This is a genomic window from Asaia bogorensis, from assembly GCF_900465345.1.
GTDB classification, from domain to species: domain Bacteria; phylum Pseudomonadota; class Alphaproteobacteria; order Acetobacterales; family Acetobacteraceae; genus Asaia; species Asaia bogorensis_A.
In genome coordinates, this window is the sequence record NZ_UEGO01000013.1 from 35496 (window position 1) to 58785 (window position 23290).

Here is a 23290-nt window from a genome sequence, read left to right on the forward strand (position 1 = left end):
ACAACTTGTCATCACGCTCAACAGGCAGTGATCGGCTTCTCGGTGACATGAACTGTATCATATATAGCACTACATTGTGATTATCGAAACATTTAGGGGCAGTTTAAGTCTTGTAGTCAGATCACCACCCCTCTTGCCAGAACGGAGCCTGGTCATGAGCACAGGATATCTGATCGGGATCGATTGCGGTTCGTCGAGCGCCAAATCTGTGATTTTCGCAACAGATGGCAGGATCGTCGGTCTCGGGCAGGCGCGCGTCGCCCAGATCACCGATACGCCGCGCCATGTCGAGCGTGATATGTCTGCTACCTGGCGCATCGTTGCGGGTACCATATGCGATGCGCTGGCCGATGCGGGGCTGACAGGTACCGATATCGCTGGCGTAGGGATCACTGCGCATGGTGACGGGCTCTTCCTGCTCGACCGCGACCGGCAGCCACTCGGTCACGGCATCATGTCGCTGGACAGCCGCGCCTACGGTATTCATGACGGGTGGAAGCGCGAAGGGCTGCTTGATCGTCTGATGCCGGTAGCCGGGCAGCGCCCTTATCCGTACTCCGCCACCACGTTGCTTGCCTGGATCAAACGCCACGAACCCGAGCGTTTTGCTTCGATTGGAACCGTGTTTTTTGCAAAGGACTGGCTGCGTTACTGCCTGACCGGAGGGATCGCCACCGATCTCACAGAGGCCAGCACTGCCTTCACAGACCTGCACAGCCAGACCTATAGCCCCGATATCCTCTCTGCGCTCGGTCTGTCGGAAATATCCGACGCCCTGCCACCCATGCTCGATTCATGCGCCCTGGCAGGCACGGTAAGCGCCGAGGCGGCGGCCCTGACAGGCCTTGCTGAGGGCACGCCCGTTTCCGCTGGCCTGCATGATGTAATCGCGGCCGCTGTCGGGTTGGGTCAGGTTCGCCCTGGTGACATGACCGTCACGGCCGGAACGTTCTCCATCAACGAGGTCCTGCGTGACCGCCCGGTGATCGGTACCGAGTGGGCCTGCCGCGCCGGCTATCGCAAGGGCTTGTGGAACTGCATGGCGATCTCGCCTGCGTCGGCCAGTAATCTGGAGTGGATGGCACGTTACGTGGCACCTGACGACCCCGAGGCTGCTGCAAGGCTCATCGAGGCGACCATCGCGAAGTTTGCGACGGGCCGCACCGAGCGTCAGATACCGCTCTACCATCCCTACCTGTTTGGCTCCCCCTTCGAGACGCCCGCCACCGCTTCCTTCCTCGGCGTCCAGTCCTGGCACGACAGGGCCGATCTCTTCCGTGCGATGATCGAGGGCACGATATTCAACCACCGCCATCACGTGGAGGATCTGCTGCAAACGGGAGGCGTGCGTCAGATCGGCATTTCGGGAGGAGGCAGCCGCCGCCCGGAAATTGGCCAGCTCTTTGCCGATATCCTCGGCCGCCCCGTCATGACGTCTCCCGTGAGAGAGGCCGGTGCCCTGGGCGCGGCCCTGACAGCTGCCGTCGCCTGTGGTCTCTCCCCTTCACTGGAAGAGGCCGTGGACGCGCTGAATATGCAGCCGCGTCATTTCGAGCCCGATGCCGCGCTCGCGCGATACTACGACGCCGTTTATGGCCGCTACCTCGCTATAGCCCGCGTGCTCGAACCCTTCTGGCCGTCCCTGCACAGCGATCAGGGCGATGACTACCCGAAGGCCGAGCCCCAGCACGAAAAGCTGCCTGAAGATCTGGCGGCTGACGCCACGAACTCACCAGCAATGCCCGGGAGCGGAAAGATTGCGCCTCCTCTCTCGGGGGCAGCAACAGCGTCAACCATCACACAGACCATGACCGCGGCAATCGCCGCGACGCAAGCGCCTGTTGTCCAGATCGGTTCGATGCCTCTGCAACACTGACGCACCCGATCACGAACGACCGCTTTCGCTCAACCATGAAAATGCTCAAGACAATACTGGACCCGAACACCCCATGACCCATTCTGCCGAACATCTCGACTCAGCCCATTTCGATGTGACGATCATCGGTGCTGGCATCAACGGGGTCGGCCTCTTTCGTGAACTGGCCCTTCAGGGCGTGAATGTCCTGCTCATCGAACGCGAGGATATCTGTGCGGGAGCCTCTGCAGCTCCTTCGCGCCTCATTCATGGTGGCATCAAATATCTTGAGACAGGGGAATTTCGTCTCGTGGCGCAGTCGACGCTCGAGAGAAACCTGCTGCTTCGCAATGCCCCGCATCTGGTAACCGCCCTGCCAACGGTGATCCCGATTCACTCATGGTTTGGCGGCATCATCCCTTCAATCAAGCGGTTTTTCCGCCTCAAGAGCAAGCTTGCAGATCGTGGGGTCCTGATTACCGAGATCGGTATGCAGATCTATGATTTCCTGGGACGACGGGCCAGGGTGATGCCCCGCCATTCGCTCACGCTTGGAAAGAAAGTCCGGCAGAACTGGCCACATATGACCCGTAAGGTTATCGCAACCGGGCGCTATTACGACGCCGCCATTTCCCAGCCTGAGCGGCTAGGATTTGAATGTGTAGAGGATGCGCTCAAGCTGAATCTTGGTTGCGCCATCAAGACCTATAGCGAGGTCGAAGCATTCAGTGAGGGCACTCTGACCTTGCGCGACCGCCTGACCGGCAGCAAGGAGCAGGTACGGACCGACCTTATTGTAAATGCTGGTGGCGCGTGGATCGACAGCGTCAACGCCGCGCTGGGGCTGACGACGCGCTATATCGGTGGCACCAAGGGGTCCCACCTCGTCATCCGTCACGAGGGCCTGCTGCGAGAACTCAACGGGCAGATGGTGTATTTCGGCACGGCCGACGGACGTATCTGCCTGGCTTACCCCTTTCTTGGACACGTTCTGGTCGGGTCAACCGACATCCCCGTCAAGGATCCTGATACGGCGCGGTGCTCACAGGACGAGCAAGCCTATATGCTGCGCATGCTGTGCGAACTGTTTCCCGGATTCACCATTAATGAAAGCGATGTGATCTATCGCTATTGCGGGGTCAGACCGCTCCCCGCCAGCAATGCTGATGACCCTGGTGCAATCAGCCGCGATCACATCATCCATACGGATTACGCAGGCATCACCCCTGTTCTGTCGCTCGTTGGCGGAAAATGGACCACATTCCGTGGATTGGCGGAAGAAGTGGCCGACAAGACGCTCTGCATGCTGCACAAAAAGAGAGCGTGCTCTTCGCGTCAGCGTCCTATCGGAGGGGGGACGAATTATCCGTCCGCGCGCAAGAAAGCTGCCTATCTGCGTCAGCTTGCCAGCAGACATGGCCTGACCGAGGCTCGTGCAGCCCTGCTGTTCGAACGCTATGGCACTACAGCGGAACGGGTGGCGGAATATTGTGCGCGAACGCCCGATGCGCCGCTCGCGAGCCTTCCCGAATACACACGCAACGAAATTCTCTATGTGGCAAACGAAGAACTCGTGCGCGGCGTCAACGATATTGTTTACCGACGCACGCCAATTGCCCTGCGCGGTGCGCTTAATCGCGCTGTCATCGACGAGATATGCGCGCTTATCGCCACCCCGCTTGGCTGGTCGGAGGCTGAACGCATCACCCAGGCTGAAACATGCTGGCATATTGCGCGCGAACAGCACGGGGTGACCGACAGCCAGATCGCCGCGTAGGCCGCCTGAGGTAGGATGCGCGGCTTGAGAGGACATTCATGAACCGGTTCCGCCAGAAGCTTGCCCGTATGAGGGCCCAATGTGACACACGCGACGACTTTATTCTGGTCGATGCACGTGACGCGGATATGGCCGGCGGCATGTCCGCCTTCTGCCGCCCCGGTCAGGGGATGATGACCAAGGCCGAGTTTCTGGCGGATATCCAGAATGTCGTGTCGCATGACCTGGTGGACATGGTTCTGGTATCGGTATCCACCCATGAGGATCTTTTGGCGTCGCACGTCACAACGCTGCGCGACATACAGCTTGCCGTGCGCGCCAATGACAGCTCGGACCTCTGGCGCATCCGCGCCGGCACCTATGAAAGCCAGAAATCGCTGCCTTTCAGGACCGCTACGCTCGATCAGGCACTCTGCCATTTCGGCCTGTATTCGCTCACCTTCAATGGCGAGGCCAGCCACGATGTCATGGTTCTGGACCAGTTCCGGACCTTTCGTAGGGAAGCACGCGAAACGGGTTTCGAGTATTTTCTGGAGGTCTTCAATCCCAACCAGACGGATATCGATCCCGACGATTTCGGCGATTTCCTCACCGACATGATCACACGCTGTCTGGCAGGAATGCGTCGTGACGAGATGCCGCATCTGCTGAAAATTCCGTTCAACACGACGGAGAGCCTGTCGTCCCTGTGCCGCTTCGACCCACGTATTGTGATTGGCATCATGGGAGGCGGAAGCGGCACCACACGCGACTGCCTGGAGCTACTCGGACAGGCGCAACAGGCAGGGGCAAGGGCCGCGCTTTTTGGTCGCAAGATCCTGCACGCCGAAGACCCGGTACTGATGCTCGGCATGATGAGAAGCGTGACCGATGGTGTTCTAACGCCTGCTCAGGCCGTGGAATTCTACCATCAGGGCCTCGCGGAACGAGGGATGACACCGCGTCTTTGTGTCCGTGACGATTGTGAGATCACAGAATTACGGCTTTCAAGATAACATCAGGCATAAATCGTCAAACCGCTGAAACAATACAATATACTCCCAAAATCTGCCTTTTCGGTCAATCCGTTCATATCAATGTGAACGATCAAAGTGATATTTTCTCTATAAAAATGTTAAAGCCTCCCATAGAGTAACATCAAGACGTTACGAACCGGCCGTCGTGCTGTGCAGAAAGAGGAAGCAATGCCCCAAAAGTCGCTCTGGGTCGGAACAAGCTGGAAGATGAACAAGGGGCCAGGGGCTGCCCGCGACGCGGCTGCCCGAATTGCCGACATGTTAGTGCCGGACAGGATTACCCCCTTCGTCATTCCCCCGTTCACCTCTCTCGAAACAGTAGCATCGCGTCTTCAAAACACGGCCTGGCATGTCGGTGCGCAGAACATGCACTGGGAGGAAGAGGGCGCATGGACAGGTGAAATTTCCCCTCGCATGGTGCGCGAGTGCGGGGCAGACCTGATTGAGCTGGGCCATTCCGAAAGACGGGAGCATTTCGGCGAGACCGATATCACGGTCAACCTGAAGGTCCGCGCCGCCATCCGTCACGGCCTGCGGCCGCTCATCTGCATCGGCGACAGCGCCGAGGAATATGAGTTCAATGTGACGCACGAAACCCTGGCCCGTCAGACCAAGATGGCGCTTCACGGCCTGACATCGAATGAAATCGCCACAGTGCTTCTTGCCTATGAGCCCGTCTGGGCAATCGGCGCGAAGGGCAGGGCGGCCGAGCCGGATTTCGTCGATATCGCCCATAAGCGCCTGCGCCAGGTGCTGATCGAACTCGTTGGAGAAGAGCAGGCGCGACGTGTGCCGCTTCTCTACGGTGGGAGTGTCTCGCTCGACAACGCCGCCCGCTACACGGCACTGAGCGATGTGGATGGTGTCTTCATCGGTCGTTCGGCCTGGGATCCCTCGGGGCTCGAAGCCATCATCAGGTCTGTTGCGTCATGAGCGGCGCGACCGGGGTCGAGAGCAAGGCCGTCTCGGCCAGACGACGCGAGATTCTGGACTACGTGCTCGAAAACGGTGGCGCGCAGATCGAGGAACTGGTGGATCGTTTCTCGACCAGCCGCATGACCATCCATCGCGACCTTCATGCCCTGTCCGAGCAGGGCCTGGTGCGCAAGGTGCATGGCGGTGTCACCATGCTGGCCAGCGGTGTAATGGAAACGAGCGTCGTCCATCGCATGCGCCGCGCCTCGCGCGAGAAACAGGCCATTGCCCGCCTTGCTGCAGGATTTATCAAGGCTGGCGATATCATCGCACTCGATGATTCCACCACCTCGCGCATCCTGTCTGAAAACCTGCCCTCGGGCATGCCTCTCACTGTGCTGACAAACAGCATGGGAATTGCCACGCAGATTGCGGGTGCACGCGATATCAGCCTGATATCGTTGGGCGGCAAATATCACCCCCGCTTCGATGCCTTTCTCGGCATCCTGTGCGAGCAGGGGACCAAATCACTCAGGGCCAACACGCTCTTCATGTCCGTCTCTGCCGTGCGCGATCTCGGTGCGTTCCATCAGGAGCAGGAGATCGTCAAGTGCAAGATGGCCCTCATGGAAATTGTCGATCGTCGCATCCTGATGATCGACAGCCAGAAATTCGATGTTACCGCATTGAACCGTCTGGCCAGCCTTTCTGACTTTGATGTCGTGATCACCGATTCAGGTGTGTCCGAAAGCCAGAAGAACCGAATGCTTGATGCTGGCATCAACCTGCATGTCGCCCATCTGGATGACGCAGTGCCCACCTCGCATTCTCCATCCCCCTGAAACACGATCAAGGAAAACGATCATGAAAATTGCAGTTGGTGGCGACAGCGCCGGTGAAGGTCTGGCCCAGCAGATCGTGGCCCATCTCAAGGCCAAGGGTGTCGATGCGGTCGATCTCTCGCGCCCCGTCGATGCGAAAAGCGAACTCTATTCCGAACTGAGCGAGCGCGTGGGTCACGCCATTCTCTCAGGCGAATATGAGCGCGGCATCCTGTGCTGCGGCACCGGTATCGGGGTTGCGATTTCAGCCAACAAGATCCCTGGTATCCGCGCAGCTCAGGCTCACGATGCGTATTCGGCCGAGCGCGCCGCCCTGTCGAATAATGCCCACATCATCACACTGGGCGCACGTGTCGTCGGGGCCGAGCTGGCCAAGACGATTGTCGATTCCTTCCTTGCAAAAGAATTCGACCCGGCGAGTGCTTCCAAGAAGAACGTCGATGGCATCGATGCTCTCGACAAGAAGTATTCGCCAAACGCCTGCAAGTAATGGATTAACACGACCACATAAGGTCTGATTTCATGAAAAAAGTCCTGCTCGCTACCGCATCCCTCCTTCTCGCTCCGTTGGCCGCTCATGCGGCCCCGGAGAACGGGCCGATGCGTTTTGTCATGATACCGAAAGCCGTGCATCCCTGGTTCGACAAGGCCAATAATGGTGCCCAGTCGGCTGCCCAACTGCTCAGCAAGGCAACCGGGCGCACCATCACGGTGGAATATCGTGCACCGCAAACGGCCGATGTCTCGACCCAGAACGACATCATCGAACGGGCCATTGCGACACATCCTGATGGCCTGATCCTCGATCTTCTCGATGAGAAGGGCAATCGCTCGACCATGCAGGAAGCGGTTGACGAGAAGATCCCGATGACGGTGTTCGACTCCCTTCCTCCCGAAGGCATGGATATCACGGCAGTCGGGGCGGATTTCTGCGAGCAGGGCACGCTGGCCGCCGAACGGCTGGCCAAGCTGATTGACCACAAGGGCGAGGTCGCCATCATGATGGGTGTTCCAACCGCCCCCAATCATGCCTTGCGCGCCCGTTGTGAACTCAAGGTTTTTGCCAAATATCCCGACATCAAGGTCGTTGCTACGGGCATCGACAATGACAGCATTGAAACGGCTCAGAAGCAGGCTTCGGCCATCATGCAGGCCCACCCCAATCTTGGCGGCTGGGTCGCCTGTGATGCGGCCGGCCCCGTGGGTATCGGCCAGGCCATTCGCGAGAGCGACAAGGTGGGCAAGGTCAAGGAAGTCGGGCTCGATAACCTGAGTGACATGCTCCAGCTCATCAAGGATGGCGTGGTGGATTCCTCCGCATCGAGCCGCCCTGAAATGCAGGGCTACTGGGCCGTAATCGCTGCCTGGCAGAAGGCGATGGGCCAGCAGACGCCCAAGAACATCGATACGGGCATCGACATCATCACCAAAGCGACTCTCTCCAAGTAAGCGATGGGAGCAGGGCCATGGTCCTTCTCAAGGCAACAGGCATACGAAAGACCTATCCGGGTGTCGTAGCGCTTGACCATATCGACCTGACCCTGGAACCCGGCAAGGTGCATATCCTTGCCGGGGAAAACGGGGCGGGCAAATCCACCCTCATCAAGACTCTTTCCGGCCTGGTCAGACCCGATGAAGGGACATTGGTGATTGACGATGCCGATGCCCTTCACGACCACAGGCTTTTCCGGCGGGTGGCCTATGTTCCCCAGGAACTCAATCTCTTCCCCTACCTGACCGTTGCGGAAAACATGTTCATGCCGTTCGCCCGCTCGGGCTTCGGCACAGTCACCGTTTCCGAAAAAGCCATGGAGGCCAAGGCCGCCGAGTATATCGCGCGTTTTGGCATTCATGCGCGCCCCGATCAGAAGGTCGCCGAAATCAGCGTGCCCGATCAGCAGCTCTTGCAGATTGCCCGCGCGGCCACACAGGAAGATTTCGGGGTCATGATCCTCGATGAGCCGACCTCATCGCTGACAGCCCGTGAGACAGAACAGCTTTTCCGTATCGTCTGTGATCTGCGCGACCGGGGCGTGGCCATCGTGTTCGTCTCCCACAAGATGGAGGAAATCTTCTCGCTGGGCGATACGGTCACCGTGCTGCGCAATGGTCGCAGCGTTGGCAGTTTCCCGATGGAGGGCATGACCGAAAACGAACTGATCCGCCTGATGTCGGGCAGTACGGTCAAGCTGGACGAACAATTCCAGTCCGATCCGGCCTCTCGCACGGGCGAGACAATCCTCAAAGTGGAGAATTTGTGCGGGCCCGGGTTCGAGGATATCTCCTTCGAATTGAAAAAAGGCGAAATCCTCGGCTTTGCGGGACTGGTTGGCGCAGGCCGTTCCGAAATCATGCAGGCCATGTTCGGTTTCCGCAAAGTCCGGAGCGGCCAGGTGATGCTCGATGGAAAGGTCATCGCCCCCAACAGGCCCGATAAAGCCGTCAAGGCCGGGATGATCTACCTCTCTGAAGAACGCAAGCATCACGGTATCTTCCCGATGCTCAGTGTGCGCGAAAACATCGCGCTTGCTGTCACCGATGACATCTCCACGGGCGGGCTGATCTCCCCCAGGCGGGAGAAAGAGATCGTCCGTGAGATCATCCAGCGTTTCGATGTCCGCACCTCGTCAGCGGCGAAGAAGATCATGTTTCTTTCTGGCGGCAACCAGCAGAAAGCAATCATCGGCCGCGCCATGGCACGCAAGCCTCGCCTGCTCATATTCGATGAGCCGACGAAGGGCATTGATATCGGCACCAAGTTCCAGATCTACCGGATCATGCAACGCCTTGCGGAAGAGGGCGTCGGGATCATTCTCGTCTCGTCCGAAATGAACGAATTGCAGCGTTGCGCCACGCGCATCATCACCCTCTATTCCGGCCGTATCAACGGTTCCTTCGAGCACGACAAGACGGATGTCAGCACGCTGGTCGCCTCGATCATTGGCTCACCGGAGACCAGACATGTCGCATGAACCCTCAACGCTTCCCCAGCCCGATGGCGCAGCGGTCGCGGCAGCCCCCGGCGCGGGCGCCCGCATCAAGGCTCTGGCGGCCAACCCGCTCTGCGGTGTGATCGTGGCGCTGGTAGTCATCTTTGTGCTGTCCTGCTCGCTGTCATCTCACTTCCTGACCGCGTTCAACATGAAGATCATTGCGCGCTCGCTGGCTTTCGTGGGGCTCGTCACGATCGGTCAGGCCATATTGATGATCCTCGGTGAGCTAGACCTCTCCGTCGGTGCCATTGGTGGCCTCGCCGGGGTGGCAGGTGGCCTGCTCATGGTTCAGGCAGGCCTCGACCCGTGGCTTTCCCTCATTCTCTGCCTCGCGCTCGGAACGGGGTGCGGATTGCTCAATGGCCTGCTCATCACCAGGCTGCGCCTGCACTCCCTGGTGCTGACCATCGGCATGGCCGGTGTCTATGGAGGCGCCAATCTGGTGCTCACCAAGGGCGTCGCCATTACCGGGATCCCGAGTGATATCGGTTTCCTTGGCCGAGGCATGATGTTCGGGCTGCCCGTACCCTTCGTGATCCTGCTCGTCTGCCTTGCGATCGTGTCCTTCGTCATGATCCGCACCCCGCTGGGGCGCTATGTCTATGCCATTGGCAGCAATAATGCCGCTGCACGGATGCTTGGCATCAGGGTAGACGCCATTCGCGTCTGCGCTTTCGCAACGGCAGGCTTCCTTTCCGCACTGGCAGGTATCGTGATGGTTGCCCGCCTCGGGACAGCCCAGCCTTCCATTGGCGATACCTGGGTGCTTGCCCCCATTGCAGCGGCCGTTATCGGCGGTGTCGCCACGACAGGCGGCCTTGGCAGCCCATTCGGTGCCGTGCTGGGCGCGGTCATCATAGGCATTATCGAGAACGTCATCGTGCTGTTCGGCATTTCGCCCTACTGGCAATCGATCGTCAGCGGCGGGATCGTCGTTGCCGCCATTTCCTTCGACTCAATCGCAAGACGCTATTTCAACCGCGAGGCCTGACAGGGGGCCCCTGCGGGGGTCACCCAGTGCCTTCATCGCGGACCCTATCGAGGATATCTTCATGACCAAGATCTGTGGTGACGCCGAGAATTTCGCGACATCGGCCCTGCGTGGCTTTGCCAGCCTCTATCGCGACATCGTCCAGCCGGTCCGTGGCGGCGTACTGCGCAGTCAGCCCGGTGCCAAGGGCAAGGTGGCTCTGGTGGTCGGTGGCGGGTCCGGGCATTTCCCGGCCTTCAACGGCTATGTCGGCACCGGCTTTGCGGATGCCGCTGTAGCGGGCGACGTCTTTGCTTCGCCCTCTACGCAGGCCATTTTGCGCATCGCCCGGCAGGCCAATCTGGGTGGCGGCGTTGTCCTCGGCTACGGCAATTACGCTGGTGACGTGCTGAACTTCAGTATCGCCGCAGAACGCCTTCGCGCCGAGGGGATCGATGCCCGGATGATCGCCACGACAGACGACATCGCAAGCGCCCCTGCCGAGGAGGCCAGCAGACGTCGTGGCACGGCAGGCGACGTACCTGTTTTCAAGATCACGGGGGCTGCGGCCGAGGCAGGTCTCTCCCTCGACGAGGTCGAGGCGGTGGGCCAGCGTGCCAATGCGCGTACCCGTTCTTTCGGTGTGGCGTTCGACGGGTGCACCTTGCCTGGTGAAACCGAGAAGCTCTTCCATGTCCCGAATGGCCGTGTTGCGCTCGGCCTTGGTGTTCATGGAGAGCAGGGCATTGATGAGCAGGATCTCATGCGCCCCGAAGCGCTGGCTGCCATCCTGTGCGAGCGTCTGCTGAAGGAAGCACCCCCGAAGGCGGGATCGCGCATCACGGCGCTGCTGAATGGCTTGGGCGGGACGAAATATGAAGAGCTTTTCGTGCTGTGGGAAGCGATCATCCCCTATCTCGAAAATGCCGGATATACCCTGGTCGCACCCATCGCCGGGGAATACATCACCAGCCTTGATATGGCCGGATGCTCACTGACCATCACATGGCTCGATGAAGAGCTCGAGCGTTTCTGGTGTGCCCCGGTGGATAGCGCGGCATTCCGCCGCAACGCGGTGACCCGCGTGCAGGATCATGCCCTGTCGGTGCTGACAGATGCCCCGGCCGTTTACATGAAATCCCTTACCGATGCCGGACGCGATGGCGGTCGCTGTGTGGCCTCCATCATGGTCAAGCTCTCACACGCCCTGACAGAGGCCGAGGCCGAGCTTGGGCAAATCGACGCTCACGCGGGCGATGGCGACCACGGACAAGGAATGGCCCGTGGGGCGGCTGCTTCGGCCAAGGCCGCACTGGCCGCTGTTGAGGCCGGGGCGGGCCCTGCGACAGTGCTCGCAGCGGCAGCAGATGCCTGGGCGGATCGTGCCGGCGGCACATCGGGCGCCTTGTGGGGGGCAGGGCTGTTCGCCTTCAGCACAGCCTTCGATGATTCTGCCGTGCCCGATGCCCAGAGCCTTTCGACCGGCCTGCGTCGCGCAATGGAAAAGATTACAGCCCTTGGCAAGGCGAAGCCGGGTGACAAGACCCTTATGGATGCTCTGGTCCCCCTCGTGGAACGCTTCGAGCAGGGCCTGCGCCAGGGAGAGAATGTCTCGAAAGCCTGGAACGAAGCCGCCAAGGCATCAACCACCGCAGCCGAGGCGACGAAAGACCTCCTGCCGCGACTGGGTCGCGCACGCACTCATGGCGAGCGCAGCAAAGGCTATCCTGACGCTGGTGCAATTTCCATGGCGCTTAGTGCCCGTGTCGTGGGTGAGGCGCTTGCCTCGCTCGCTGTGAAGTAACATCGCGAGGTTAAACTCGGCGGCTCACCAGGCCACTGCGTTCAAGACCAATTGAAGCAAGCTGGAAAGGGGGGCTCTCATGCCCCCCTTATTCACGTCCCATGCCCAGCTTATCCACAAGCTTGCCCACGAACGCATCCACCAAATCTGTGGGTAACGTCATGAGCGGCGGAAAAACGGCCCCTCGTCAGACATCCGCACGTCATGCCTCAGGGAGAGGATGATCCTCCGGTGGCAAAGCGGGAGTTGTGCCGGGAGTAGAACCAGTAGGTCGCAAATCCGAGCCCCGCATAAGCGATCAGCAACAGGGCCGGGACCGGATTGCCGTGCATCAGGGCGCGGGCCATGTCGGCAAAAAGCGGCGCAATCATCACGAGGCAGAACAGGATGCCCAGCGTCGGGGTGACGCCAATCCACCATCCCCTGATGGTGACGCCCCCCAGCGGAACACTGAAGCTTCTTGGCATATCAGGGTGCTTGTTGCGCTGCCAGATAACCGTGAAGCACACAATACCGAAGGCGGCTGCCGTCCCGATGCTGACAAGATCGCTGATCACGTCAATTGGCAATGTCGCCGTGGCGAGAGCCACCAGAATACCTAGCAGGATCGTCCCGGTCCAAGGCGTGTGGTAGCGCTTGTGCACATACGCGAAGATCGGGGGGAGCAGCCCGTCGCGGCTCATTGCAAAGAAGATGCGTGTCTGTCCGTAAAGCAGGCCCAGCAATACCGAGCAAAGCCCGATCGTGGCGCCGAGATTGACGAACAGGGCGAGCCACGGCTGATGCATGGCGCGCACGGCGATTGCGAGCGGATCGGCCACATTGAGCTGCTGGTAGGGCACGATACCGATCAGGATGGACGCCACACACACATAAACGATCGTGCAGATCACAAGGCTGCCGATAATCCCGATCGGCACATCCCGACGCGGGTTGCGCGCCTCGGCCGATGCTGTCGAGACAGCCTCAAACCCGACATAGGCAAAGAAGATGATCGAGGCCGCACGGAACATGCCGGGGATGCCGTATTGGAACCCGCCGCGATACTCAGGAATGAAGGGGTGCCAATAGGAGGGATGCAGCGCAAAAAGACCGCACACGACAAACAGGAAAAGCACCCCGACCTTGATGAATACGATCACCGTGTTGACGCGTGCTGACTCTTGTACGCCGCGCACCAGACAGGCCGTCACCACCGCAATGGCCAGCGTTGCGACAAGGTCAAAGCGCCAGCCCGAGGTGATGGCCATGCCGCCGCTTCCCGGCACGGTCTGGAAGGTTGCCTGACTCAGTGCCGCCGGGACATGCATATTGAAGCTTGAGAGCAGGCTCGTGGCATAGCCTGACAGGCCGGACGCGACAGCGGCACAGGAGATGCCGTATTCGAGCAGTAGCAGCCACCCGACCGTCCAGGCGGCCTTCTCACCCATCGACACATAGGCGTAGGAATAGGCCGACCCCGACACAGGCAGGCTGGAGGACAGTTCGCCGTAGGAGAAGGCCGTAAAGAGACAGGCCAGCGCCGCGATGATGAACGAGACAAGAATGGACGGCCCCGCATACTCGGCGGCAGCTGTGCCGGTCATGACATAGATGCCAGCGCCGATCGTGGAGCCGACACCGAGCATCACAAGCTGCGTGGCCGTCAGCGAGCGCTTGAGCCCGTTGGTTTCGTAATCAGCCGTGACCTGTTCGAGCGTCTTGCGTCGGCTTGCGGAGTTCGATGCGGAGGGTGGAGGTTCGGCCAGGTCAGGAATGATACTAATCGCCCATAGTGGAAAAGCCGATCATGCCGGATCGGCTGTCAAAGTGGAAATTATTTCGTTATCAAAAGAGAACGAGTGCGACGAGGGAGACGGCACCGGCTCCCATGCAATAGAAGGCGAAAGGCGACAACGCCCAGCGCTCATGATTGCGGAAATAACGCAGCAGAACAGCCGTACTGATGAGCGCCGTCACACCCGCCGCGATAGCCGCGATGATGGAAATGCGGATCATGTCCGGGCTGACACTCATATGACGGAGCTGCCATGCCTCATGCACGGTCGCCGCCAGAACCGCAGGCTGCGCCATGAGCAGCGAGAACCGGGCAGCTGTCTCATGATTGAGCCCACAGACAAGCCCCGCATTGATGGTCGAACCCGAACGCGAGATGCCGGGGAAGAGTGCCAGACACTGCCATAGCCCGATGACCACCGCATCGCGGGCCGACATGTCGGCAATGGCACGCTGGGGCATACGCCCCTTGTAAGACCGCATCCACTCGGTAACGAGCAGGATCACACCGTTCAGGATCAGGAAGATCGCCACAGCAGCAGGCGTACCGAAAATGACCTTCAGCTTGTGCTCGAACGCCGCACCGAAGATGACCACCGGAATGGTGGCCACAACCAGAAGCACCAGAATACGGATGGCTTCCTCTCGGCGGGCCGCACCATGCATCCCGATTGCACCGGTAAAAATGGCCAGCCAGTCACGCCAGAAGAAGCAGAAGAGCGCAACCAGCGTGCCAAAATGCAGCATCGTCAGAAAAGGCAGAAACAGCTCGCTCCGCTCGTCCAGATTCCAGTGAAGCAGGGCGGGAAGGAGGACTGCATGGCCGAGACTGCTCACGGGGAAGAGTTCGGTCAGTCCCTGGACGATGGCCAGAACCAGTGCTTGAAGCAGCGTCATGTCAGCTCAGTATGAAATAAATGTTTCCATCTCCTGCCTTACTGCGGCACGGATCGCAAGCCCGCGCTTGACCGTCACCGCAACTCGGGCGAAGAGTTCCGCTGATATAACAGGCAGGTGACGCAGATATGGCAGCAAAAAACCGGGGCGGCGCGATTCTGGCCAGCACAATGGTGCTGGCTATCGCAGCGGGCTTTGCTGTCTTTGCCGTGGCACAGCGGCATGGCCCGTCAGGAGACACCCAGAAGCTTCATGCCCGCTTCGTTTCTGCCAATGGGCTGGACGCAGGCGCTGCCGTCGTGCTGGCAGGCGTCCGTGTCGGTACGGTCCAGAAAATCAGCCTCGACCCGGCCACACAGATGGCGCAGGTCGATTTCTCCATCGACCGCCATCTGTCGCTGCCTTCAGACACGATCCTGACCATCGCTGCGCCGACGATGACCTCGGAAAACGCTCTGACCATCGAGCCTGGCACGTCCCGCGAGCGTTTGCCCTCAGATGGCACCATCACCAACACCCAGGCGCCCACATCGCTTGAGCAGCAGGTCAGCAACTATATCTTCGGGTCCGGCATTCAGTAGGCCGCATCGCCCCTGAATGGGGGTGATCCAACAAGGCGGGCAGGGGGGCTGAGGCACCGCGCGCAGGCTTGTGTACGTATCCATAGCACCCGCAAAAATTGTCCGGCCAGACGACCAAGGCGGTTTCAGCAAAACGCCATCTAGCTGGAGCGGCGCTCGGGACGACAGCCATCAATTTGCGCCCGATACTGTCGAATACCCTTAGTCGTTAAGGGGGTAGAGTGCGAGAAGGCGTCTTTGCTTGCGCCAGTAGCGCAGCATCGTATAGGCCCCACAGGTTTTCCAGCCTCGTGCCCTGTTCATCGCCCCGACACGAAACGCCATGCGATAGTGATAGAATTGCGCGCGATACGCCTCCCACAGCGTCGTGCGTGAATCCCATATATGTGTGGCCTCGGATCCGACGCCGTTGAGTTCGATGATCTCGAAATCCTCACCGCGTCGCAAAGCCTCGATCGAGGCCGCCTTGACGTCGATACGACCGAAATGGAATTCGCGGATATCGCCGATGATTTCGTCAAGGCGACGTGTGAGCGCGGGGGTGGCATCGGCGCAACCGTTGCGGAAGATAGAGCCCTTGCAATGGTTGCCGGTAAAGACAAGCTGCACCGGCTCCCCCTTGGCAGGAACCGTATCAAGACGATCCTTGAGGCGCGGCAGATAGATGTCGGGCAGCAGATTGGTTCGCGTATCGCGCGCAATGAGCTCGCGTATGGTCGCAGCACCATCTCCCTCAACGATCGGCGCTTCCTTGTAGGTGATCGAGGTGATGCGCCCTGAGGAAGCGCCCGGCTCACGGATGTAGAACAGCCCGGCCTCGACAGGCCCGGTGGCGAGTGCCTGCGCCATGATACGCACATTGGAAGGGAACGTCTCGAGCACCCCGAGCAGCGCGTCCTCACTCTGGACGAGCTTCACCCCGGTTCCGTTGCACCCGATATCCGGCTTGATCACGGCTGGAAAATCGATGCCCTTCGTCCTCATGGCGGCGACCAGTTCACGCGCATCGTCCTTGCGGCGTCCCTTACGCAACATCTGCGTGACATAGGGCGCGATCCAGCGTGTAGCGACCGGACCGGCCAGATCGAGAATACCGCTCTTGCTTTCGCCACAGAGCCCGCCCGTTTCGATCAGGGGGTTCGCCGCACTGGGTACGCTGAAATCGCCATATCGCAGACCGAGACCGATCCAGTACAGAACGATCGGCGTATAGAAAATCGACCCGGGCCAAAACTCGAACAACGAGAGTGGATGCGGCTCCTTCTTTGTTTCTCCTTGCCTGGTTGCGGTCTCTGCGCCCATGCCGGTGTCATCGCAATCGGAAGAGTCGGGGAATCCGTGTGTCGTCTGAAGCATCTGCCACTCAGTCACTGAAAGTCTGAAACCGGGCAATCAGACGCCCGACGAAAAGGATGGTCAGTATGAACCCCGCGATCCCAAACCAGCGCCAGCTCGCCAAATGGACCGACATCCAGCCACCCACATGCAACGACACGCTGAAAAGGAGCGAGGTCCAGATCAATGTAGCGACTACCGCGCTGGCAGCAAACGCGCCGAATGGTGCCCGGAAAAACCCGCAAGCCGTATAGAGCGGCAGACGGGCCCCCGGGATGAAACGGCTTATCACGACGGTGCGTACGACGTTACGGTGAAACCAGCTGCGCCCCTTGTCATGGCGCGGCATGGTCAGCCAGCGCCGGGCAGGGGGCCATTTCGCGCCCACGGCACCCAGGCCGTAGAGCCCGAGATCGCCCACAGCCACGCCGATATAAAGGGAGACAAGCGCCAGCGCGACGCTGAGACGACCATCATCCACCGCCATGGCCGCAATCATGGTCGTGGCATCCTCAAGGATGAATGTGCCGATGATGACAGCCAGTCCCTTGGACCACCACGCCGCACCGGCAATCGAGAGGAGGTGGTAGAGCGAACTGGTATGAAGAGGGGTGCCATCGGACATGGCGCATCATGTGCCACGGCAAACCCCAAAACGCCAACAGGGCAATTGCGAATCGCTCCTGACTTGCAGGATCCGATTGTAACGCCCTGAGGCGGAGCGACGACGCCGTAACCTATTGGAGATTTACAAAGCAGCCGCCATCGACCAGCAGGGCGGCACCCGTGACATAGCTGGCAAGTGACGAGCCCAGAAAGACGATTGGCCCTGCCAGATCTTCCGGCTCGCCCAGCCTGCCGAGCGGGATGCGCGCGATCATTGCGCTGGCCTTCCCTTCATCGGCCAGATCCTCCTGATTGATCGGCGTCCTTATCGTGCCGGGCAACACTGAATTGCAGCGAATGTTATGTGGCCCCAGAGCAATGGCTGTGGACTGCATGAGCGAGTGAACGCCCGCCTTGGTAGGCGTATAATGCGTCTGGAACTCCCCTCCAACCAGAGCCGAGATGGACGACACCGCAATGATCGCCCCGCCGCGCCCCTGTCTGACCATCTGATTGGCCGCAGCCTGCACCATGAAATAGGCCCCGAGCAGATTGACGCCGATTGTCTTCTTCAACACGTCCGGCGGCAGGTCGAGAAAGGCGTGGAACGGGCAGATCCCGGCATTGCTGACAAAAACGTCCAGACCGCCCAGTTGTGACTCGATAGCGCTCATGAAACGGACTGCCGTTTCCGGCTCGGCCACATCGCCCTGCAGGTACAAGGCGCGCCGCCCGGTTACCTCGATCTCATCGAGAAGACTGCGAACAGTCTCGGGGGCCACGATGTCGGTTATGGCGACGTCAGCGCCCTGCCGCGCTGCTTCCAGGGCCGCCGCCTTGCCGATGCCTGAAGCGCCACCTGTAATCGCGAATACCTTACCTTCAAGCAGCATGAGCTTCGTCTCCTTCTATCCGGTCGCATGTTGAGCCTGCACGCTCTGGCCTTGACGGAAGCAAATCGCGCTGCGGCCCAACCATACCTCAATGCCCCCCTTAACCCCGACTTACGTTTGATGGACCAGGTTCTGGATTGGCCCTTGCGAGCCAGACGGGGGGCTCCCTCAAACCGCGTTGTAGCGGCGGCAAAGCACCATGCTCAATTCAGCTCTGCGCGAGCCCCAAAGGCGATGGACACGACACTCTTAAGGGAAAAGCAATGCTGATCATTGGCTACTCCGGAGAGGGGCCATACCGCCCGACCGGCCCAGTTCCCCTGTGCCAAACCTAGAGCGGCAGGATCTGGCGCAGATAGTCGCGGTTACGGGCCGCAACACTCAGGCCGTCACCGCCATAATGCTCGACCAGGAACGGGCTTGAGTACCCATATTCCAGAGCCATCGCGATGGCAGCCCGGTAGCTGATCACACCCTGCTCCATCGGCGCTGGCGCGGTAACGATCATCCCGGTCGTCGCATCTTCGGTACGCAGGTAGTTCTTCACATGCCAGTAGCGCAGATAGGGGGCGAGCTTGACCATCATGCTGTGCCAGTGCTCGACCGGACGATGCAGCCGCACAAGGTTGCCAATATCAGCATTGATCCCGCAGGCCGGGTGATCGACATCCTGAATAAAGCGAACGCTGGAATCAGCCGTCCCGAGATAGGTGTCCTCGTACATTTCGAGTGAAAGCGTCACGCCCACGCTTGCTGCATGGTCGGCAAGTTCGCGGATACGTGAAACCGCCTTTTGCCACACAGCCTTATCTTCCGGGTCACGATGACCCTGAGCGGTCCAGAACCAGAGTGCCTTCTTCTGGGCATCGTTCAGTGCTGTTGCGAAGCCAACCGCGATTTCGCTTGCGCCCATCTCCGGCGCCACATCGATCACCCGATGGATATAGGCCAGATAGGCATCGGCTTTCGTCGGGTCAGGATCGATCACTGAGCGTCGCGAGGTCGAGATTGCTGGGATGGTCAGGCCGGCATTGGTGCAGAGCGCCAGAAACTCGCGTCGGCGTGCTGGCGTCAGGTCTGCCACACGCAGCCAGCTATCCGTCGGGTCGATTTCCGTGAATCCTGCACGGGACACTTCCGATATCGCCTTGGCCCAACCCTCGGCGGATTGATCCTGCACCGAGCTGCCATCTGCCAGAACGGCGGGATACTGGATCATGGCCGCGGCGATCGGCCAGTTTTTCGCGTTGTAGCGGTGTTCTGATTTGTTGTCTGTTGCTGTGGATTGGGGGGTGGGGGCGTTCTCGACCGGGGCGGACATGATCACATTCCTTGCAACGATGCGTCCGGCACATTGAAAGTCGGCACCAGACGCGGCCAAGCAAAGACGGTGCAGATGGCCTTGTCGATCAGAGTTATCCGATGCCGCTATCGGCTTTTCCGATAGCCCGCTCCTTTAGAGCCTCCCATACGAACTGTGCTGCGGGTGACAGGGCACGGTCTCGCATCCGGATGAGATGATAGGGCCCGATGATATCAGGCAGCGAAACCGGTAATTCGCCAATCATGCCCGTCTTTTCGAACATCCTGTAAAGCGAGCGGGGCAGGACCGAGACCATGTCGGATTGCGTAAGCAGGTCGATTGTCGCGAGAACAGAGGAGAGTTCGGTCAGGCGCTGGGGCATGGGCAATCGCGCCATCGTGAATATGCCCTCGAATGCACGGCGGAGCGGGCTGGGCTGCATCTGCACGATCCATCGCTGCTGTATCAGCGCATCGAGGTCGAGCGCCTCTGCCTGGAACAGGATATTGCCGCACCCTGCAACTACCAGGAGCGGCTCATCAGATATCTCCTCAATGGTGAGGAGATCATGGCCGATGCCTTCCGTCGGGCGGCCTAAGGCGAGATCGATCCGCCCCGATTGCAGAAGGGCCATGAGATCATCGCTGGTGGTCACCCTGAGGGTAAGACTGATTTCGGGGTGGCTACGCGTTGTTGACGCAAGAACCGGGGTCGCAATTTCATGGAGCGCGGCGCCAATCGCACCGATACTGACAGTCCCTGTCAGCCCGCGTTTGACGGCATGGAGATCCTCGCGCAGGCGCCCGAGATCAGCCAGAATTTTCTCGGCGTGACGTATCGCAACCCGTCCGGCGGCAGTTGGGGTCAGACCGTGGGAATGCCGCTCAAAGAGCTGTGCCCCGAGGTCATCCTCCATATCCTGCAACAGTTTCGATGCGGTTGGCTGTGACAGGTTGAGTGAGCGCGCTGCACGATTGAGAGACGGCTCAAGGCTGATCTGCTGCAGAAGCAGGAGCTGCCTGAATTTCAGCCGGAAGATAAGCGCGTCCATCATGAGCAGAGGGTGACGGCTTTGCTGCCCTCTGTCACCTCACAACCTTACCGTCAGAGCACGGCATGAATCTTGAGGCCGATTGCATCGACCTGCGGTTTGTCCGCCTGCAGATTGGTGCGCCAGATATGCTGATAGTCAGGCTGGATCGAAAGCCCACGGAAAGCATGAATGCTGTAGGTCGCCTCGAACGTCATCAGATGGCTTTGCGGGTAGGTGGCAGAACCCGGCAGGGAAAGTCCGCGCCGATATCGTATCCATTGTGACGCCACAAGCTGGCGACTGGCGAAGGTCTCTGACCACTCGAGGCCAAACGTATCTTTCGGGCGTGACGGAATGATCCCGCGATCGACAATCCCGGCATAAACCTGCCAGTCATACACACTGTTCTGGCCCTCGCTTTTCGTTGCACCCGCGAGCGCATAGAGTCCCTGCAAAGGGCCATGGCCATTGCGTATGAGCATCTGGTCACCTTGCAGCCAGATCTGCGTCTTGCCATTGGTCCATCTATAGGGCTGACCCGTTGCGGCAGCGGCATTCATATTGTTATCGTAATAGAGATCGCGATAGTTCGAGGAATCATAGGCCACGCCAAACTTGTAATGCCCGACAAGCTGGTTTTTGCCAAAAGACGGGATCAGACCGATCTCTGTGGGCACATAAACGCCGGTATAGAGCTCTGTACCCATCCGGAAACCCGTGCGGTCATACTGGTTGGAATTGAGATACGGATTGACGCCGTATAACCCCGACTGAACATAAATGCCGTGCAGCGGCCAGTAACGCACACGCGTTCCCCAGGTCGAGCCAGGATAGGTGCCATAGCCTGCGGCTGTGCGCGTCAGCGATTTCGGAATGCCGCAATTGGATTTGTTCATGAAGGTGCAGAACAGGGGTGAATTGGCGAAGTCGATATTGACGGGCATCTTGCCCAGCGCAATCTGCATGCGGTTGTGCAGCAAATCCTGCGTGCCATAGACGTAGACAAGATGCACCCCGACATTGCCGCCGCCGCCATAGATTTCCTGAAACCCGTTTAACGAACGTTCGCCAAGATCTGACGCCAGATTATGCCCGGCACGATTGACGATGACTGCATGAGTAATGAAGCCTTTCCATCCAACAAGTCTGGACCAGTCGAGATCAAGCTCAACGCCAATCTGATGGGCGTAGCCCGCATCACCCGCATGACCGGCATTGAGCACCATGGCACTTTCGCTGGTATAATCAGCTACAATGCCAATGCCTTTGCGATTGAGGCGCTTGATCAGCCGTTCCCACGGCAGAACCACGCTTTCAACCGGGGGCGTAAACGCCGTATTGGCGTAAGAAGTCGGTGTATCAAGGGCAAAAAGCGGCGCGGTTTCGGAGATCGGCCCTCGATACTGCGCCCAGGCATTCTGGGTCAGGGCGAGGCATAAGAGGCTGCACCCCAGACCCGCCGGGAGGAGCCCCGAGCGATGGACGAGCGGGTTCGTTGACCGCGCGACTGGCGCGGCCCTCAGCAGGAAACTCGATTTCATGAGCGACTATCCTTGCCTGCGCCTCAACGGGCGCAGATCACGGTCACACGGCCTGCCGCCCAACCCCACGCAGGCTTTTCGCTGCGTGGTTCCAGGCGCTGTTCTGGCGCTGCCTAGCTTGCGGGTTCGGCCTCGCGCGCCGCTACAGGCGCCGATGGCGCAGGAACGGTTGCAGGGAACACAGGCGTCAGTAGCGGGGTATCCGCGAAATGAGCCGCCAGATTATCCAGCACGAGCCGCCCCATAGCGGTACGCGTCTCGATGGTGGCACTGGCGCGGTGCGGTTGCAGCACGACGTTACTCATGGTCGTGAGCGCCTGCGGCACATGCGGCTCATCAGCAAACACGTCGAGCGCGGCGCGGCCAAGCCGCCCGTCCTGAAGCGCGCTGACCAGGGCCTCCTCATCGACCACGCTGCCACGCGCCACGTTCACCAGAAGCCCCTCAGGCCCGACAGCCTCGATAATATCCTCGCTGATCAGATGGCGGGACTGCGCCCCGCCCGAGGCCGCAACAACCAGAACGTCGCTGGCTTCAGCAAGCGCCTTGAGGTCAGCCACAAACGGAATCCCCGGCAGGGAGAGGTCCCTGCGGCTGAAATACGAAACCGGCATGGAGAAGGCCTGCGCCCGCCGCGCGATGGCCTGCCCGACCTGACCCATGCCCACAATGCCGAGTTTCGCCCCGCTGACCTTGCGCGATAGCGGCAACCCCTTGCTACCCCATAGCCCTTGTCGAACCAGCGCATCACCGGGCAACAGGTCCCGCAGGGCTGACAGCATAAGGGCCATCGCGAGATCGGCCACATCGTCGGTCAGCACATCACGTGTGACGGTCACGGCGATATTGCGGCGCGCAGCCTCGACCAGATCTACCGCATCCGTACCGATGCCGTTGATGGTGATGATCTCCAGATCCGGCAGCGCGTCCATCAACTTGCGAGGCAGCCCCGTACCGCCGCCGGTCACCACCCCGCGTATCGACACGCCGGAGGGAAGCGTCTCACCATGCCAGCGATGGAGCACGTAGCCTTGCTCGAGCTCGGCTTCCACGAAAGGCATCATGGGTTCGATAAGAAGGATATGAGGTTTCACGGGGGAATGTCCTATTTCTGCAAGAGAGTCGGGGGTCCGACCCGATTGACGGGTCGATT

General features: G+C 59.9%; 20 protein-coding genes. 11 read left to right on the plus strand and 9 right to left on the minus strand.

The annotated features are described in order from the left end of the window. Window positions 1-154: 154 nt before the first annotated feature. The 10 genes from ED655_RS07485 to ED655_RS07530 all read left to right on the plus strand — a co-directional run bounded on the left by ED655_RS07485 (window position 155) and on the right by ED655_RS07530 (window position 12172). Complete coding sequence (locus tag ED655_RS07485) at window positions 155-1876, plus strand: FGGY-family carbohydrate kinase (protein ID WP_122049633.1); 1722 nt, start codon at window positions 155-157, stop codon at window positions 1874-1876. Between the two features lie 73 nt (window positions 1877-1949). Next, window positions 1950-3632, plus strand: coding sequence for a glycerol-3-phosphate dehydrogenase/oxidase (locus tag ED655_RS07490; protein WP_122049634.1), 1683 nt, complete (start codon window positions 1950-1952; stop codon window positions 3630-3632). A 38-nt stretch (window positions 3633-3670) separates the two neighbouring features. Next, on the plus strand, window positions 3671-4627 hold the full coding sequence (locus ED655_RS07495) for a hypothetical protein (protein ID WP_122049635.1): 957 nt from the start codon (window positions 3671-3673) through the stop codon (window positions 4625-4627). Between the two features lie 189 nt (window positions 4628-4816). Continuing rightward, window positions 4817-5581, plus strand: a complete 765-nt coding sequence (locus ED655_RS07500; RefSeq protein WP_122049636.1) for a triose-phosphate isomerase — start codon at window positions 4817-4819, stop codon at window positions 5579-5581. After that, window positions 5578-6405, plus strand: a complete 828-nt coding sequence (locus ED655_RS07505) for a DeoR/GlpR family DNA-binding transcription regulator (protein ID WP_122049637.1) — start codon at window positions 5578-5580, stop codon at window positions 6403-6405. Before ED655_RS07500 ends, ED655_RS07505 begins: the two co-directional genes overlap by 4 nt. A 22-nt stretch (window positions 6406-6427) precedes the next feature. Further along, the gene (locus ED655_RS07510; RefSeq protein WP_122049638.1) at window positions 6428-6895 is read left to right on the plus strand and encodes an RpiB/LacA/LacB family sugar-phosphate isomerase; all 468 of its coding nucleotides are present in this window, start codon (window positions 6428-6430) and stop codon (window positions 6893-6895) included. A 32-nt stretch (window positions 6896-6927) separates the two neighbouring features. Continuing rightward, window positions 6928-7854 (plus strand): substrate-binding domain-containing protein, encoded by a 927-nt coding sequence (locus ED655_RS07515; RefSeq protein ID WP_031239860.1) that lies wholly within the window; start codon window positions 6928-6930, stop codon window positions 7852-7854. 17 nt (window positions 7855-7871) lie between these two features. Next, window positions 7872-9377 carry a sugar ABC transporter ATP-binding protein gene (locus ED655_RS07520; protein WP_122049639.1) on the plus strand — a complete coding sequence of 502 codons (1506 nt, stop codon included), beginning with the start codon at window positions 7872-7874 and terminating at the stop codon, window positions 9375-9377. Then, window positions 9367-10389 carry an ABC transporter permease gene (locus ED655_RS07525; RefSeq protein ID WP_122049640.1) on the plus strand — a complete coding sequence of 341 codons (1023 nt, stop codon included), beginning with the start codon at window positions 9367-9369 and terminating at the stop codon, window positions 10387-10389. Before ED655_RS07520 ends, ED655_RS07525 begins: the two co-directional genes overlap by 11 nt. Window positions 10390-10450: 61 nt before the next feature. After that, window positions 10451-12172, plus strand: coding sequence for a dihydroxyacetone kinase family protein (locus ED655_RS07530; protein WP_122049641.1), 1722 nt, complete (start codon window positions 10451-10453; stop codon window positions 12170-12172). 209 nt (window positions 12173-12381) lie between these two features. Here ED655_RS07530 and ED655_RS07535 read toward each other — a convergent pair whose 3' ends face one another. Together ED655_RS07535 and ED655_RS07540 are read right to left on the minus strand one after the other, a co-directional pair. After that, a complete protein-coding gene (locus ED655_RS07535; protein ID WP_122049642.1) occupies window positions 12382-13800 on the minus strand; it encodes an amino acid permease in 1419 nt (472 codons plus the stop codon). Window positions 13801-13999: 199 nt separating this feature from the next. Further along, window positions 14000-14845 (minus strand): undecaprenyl-diphosphate phosphatase, encoded by an 846-nt coding sequence (locus tag ED655_RS07540; protein WP_023977273.1) that lies wholly within the window; start codon window positions 14843-14845, stop codon window positions 14000-14002. Between the two features lie 128 nt (window positions 14846-14973). Here ED655_RS07540 and ED655_RS07545 point away from each other — a divergent pair, with 128 nt between their 5' ends. Further along, window positions 14974-15426 carry an MlaD family protein gene (locus ED655_RS07545; RefSeq protein WP_122049643.1) on the plus strand — a complete coding sequence of 151 codons (453 nt, stop codon included), beginning with the start codon at window positions 14974-14976 and terminating at the stop codon, window positions 15424-15426. 201 nt (window positions 15427-15627) lie between these two features. Here ED655_RS07545 and ED655_RS07550 read toward each other — a convergent pair whose 3' ends face one another. From ED655_RS07550 to ED655_RS07585, 7 genes are all read right to left on the minus strand, one after another. Next, window positions 15628-16728: a D-alanine--D-alanine ligase gene (locus tag ED655_RS07550; protein ID WP_122049699.1), complete on the minus strand. Its 1101-nt coding sequence runs from the start codon at window positions 16726-16728 to the stop codon at window positions 15628-15630. Window positions 16729-16789: 61 nt separating this feature from the next. Next, window positions 16790-17386 carry a DedA family protein gene (locus ED655_RS07555; RefSeq protein WP_122049644.1) on the minus strand — a complete coding sequence of 199 codons (597 nt, stop codon included), beginning with the start codon at window positions 17384-17386 and terminating at the stop codon, window positions 16790-16792. A gap of 112 nt (window positions 17387-17498) precedes the next feature. Then, complete coding sequence (locus ED655_RS07560; protein WP_122049645.1) at window positions 17499-18260, minus strand: L-rhamnose 1-dehydrogenase Lra1; 762 nt, start codon at window positions 18258-18260, stop codon at window positions 17499-17501. A gap of 331 nt (window positions 18261-18591) precedes the next feature. Then, window positions 18592-19581: a sugar phosphate isomerase/epimerase family protein gene (locus tag ED655_RS07570; protein ID WP_122049647.1), complete on the minus strand. Its 990-nt coding sequence runs from the start codon at window positions 19579-19581 to the stop codon at window positions 18592-18594. Window positions 19582-19675: 94 nt separating this feature from the next. Then, window positions 19676-20617: a LysR family transcriptional regulator gene (locus tag ED655_RS07575; protein ID WP_122049648.1), complete on the minus strand. Its 942-nt coding sequence runs from the start codon at window positions 20615-20617 to the stop codon at window positions 19676-19678. A 50-nt stretch (window positions 20618-20667) separates the two neighbouring features. Continuing rightward, a complete protein-coding gene (locus tag ED655_RS07580) occupies window positions 20668-22137 on the minus strand; it encodes a carbohydrate porin (protein ID WP_240993557.1) in 1470 nt (489 codons plus the stop codon). Window positions 22138-22250: 113 nt separating this feature from the next. Beyond that, window positions 22251-23231, minus strand: coding sequence for a 2-hydroxyacid dehydrogenase (locus ED655_RS07585; RefSeq protein WP_122049649.1), 981 nt, complete (start codon window positions 23229-23231; stop codon window positions 22251-22253). Window positions 23232-23290: the final 59 nt, after the last annotated feature.

Coding starts and splice junctions, on each gene's coding strand:
- ED655_RS07510 (WP_122049638.1), top strand. CDS start 6,428: ATGAAAATTGCAGTTGGTGGCGACAGCGCCGGTGAAGGTCTGGCCCAG.
- ED655_RS07555 (WP_122049644.1), bottom strand. CDS start 17,386: ATGTCCGATGGCACCCCTCTTCATACCAGTTCGCTCTACCACCTCCTC.
- ED655_RS07515 (WP_031239860.1), top strand. CDS start 6,928: ATGAAAAAAGTCCTGCTCGCTACCGCATCCCTCCTTCTCGCTCCGTTG.
- ED655_RS07570 (WP_122049647.1), bottom strand. CDS start 19,581: ATGTCCGCCCCGGTCGAGAACGCCCCCACCCCCCAATCCACAGCAACA.
- ED655_RS07550 (WP_122049699.1), bottom strand. CDS start 16,728: ATGGGCGCAGAGACCGCAACCAGGCAAGGAGAAACAAAGAAGGAGCCG.
- ED655_RS07540 (WP_023977273.1), bottom strand. CDS start 14,845: ATGACGCTGCTTCAAGCACTGGTTCTGGCCATCGTCCAGGGACTGACC.
- ED655_RS07495 (WP_122049635.1), top strand. CDS start 3,671: ATGAACCGGTTCCGCCAGAAGCTTGCCCGTATGAGGGCCCAATGTGAC.
- ED655_RS07580 (WP_240993557.1), bottom strand. CDS start 22,137: ATGAAATCGAGTTTCCTGCTGAGGGCCGCGCCAGTCGCGCGGTCAACG.
- ED655_RS07545 (WP_122049643.1), top strand. CDS start 14,974: ATGGCAGCAAAAAACCGGGGCGGCGCGATTCTGGCCAGCACAATGGTG.
- ED655_RS07485 (WP_122049633.1), top strand. CDS start 155: ATGAGCACAGGATATCTGATCGGGATCGATTGCGGTTCGTCGAGCGCC.
- ED655_RS07575 (WP_122049648.1), bottom strand. CDS start 20,617: ATGATGGACGCGCTTATCTTCCGGCTGAAATTCAGGCAGCTCCTGCTT.
- ED655_RS07520 (WP_122049639.1), top strand. CDS start 7,872: ATGGTCCTTCTCAAGGCAACAGGCATACGAAAGACCTATCCGGGTGTC.
- ED655_RS07560 (WP_122049645.1), bottom strand. CDS start 18,260: ATGCTGCTTGAAGGTAAGGTATTCGCGATTACAGGTGGCGCTTCAGGC.
- ED655_RS07505 (WP_122049637.1), top strand. CDS start 5,578: ATGAGCGGCGCGACCGGGGTCGAGAGCAAGGCCGTCTCGGCCAGACGA.
- ED655_RS07530 (WP_122049641.1), top strand. CDS start 10,451: ATGACCAAGATCTGTGGTGACGCCGAGAATTTCGCGACATCGGCCCTG.
- ED655_RS07500 (WP_122049636.1), top strand. CDS start 4,817: ATGCCCCAAAAGTCGCTCTGGGTCGGAACAAGCTGGAAGATGAACAAG.
- ED655_RS07535 (WP_122049642.1), bottom strand. CDS start 13,800: ATGCTCGGTGTCGGCTCCACGATCGGCGCTGGCATCTATGTCATGACC.
- ED655_RS07490 (WP_122049634.1), top strand. CDS start 1,950: ATGACCCATTCTGCCGAACATCTCGACTCAGCCCATTTCGATGTGACG.
- ED655_RS07525 (WP_122049640.1), top strand. CDS start 9,367: ATGTCGCATGAACCCTCAACGCTTCCCCAGCCCGATGGCGCAGCGGTC.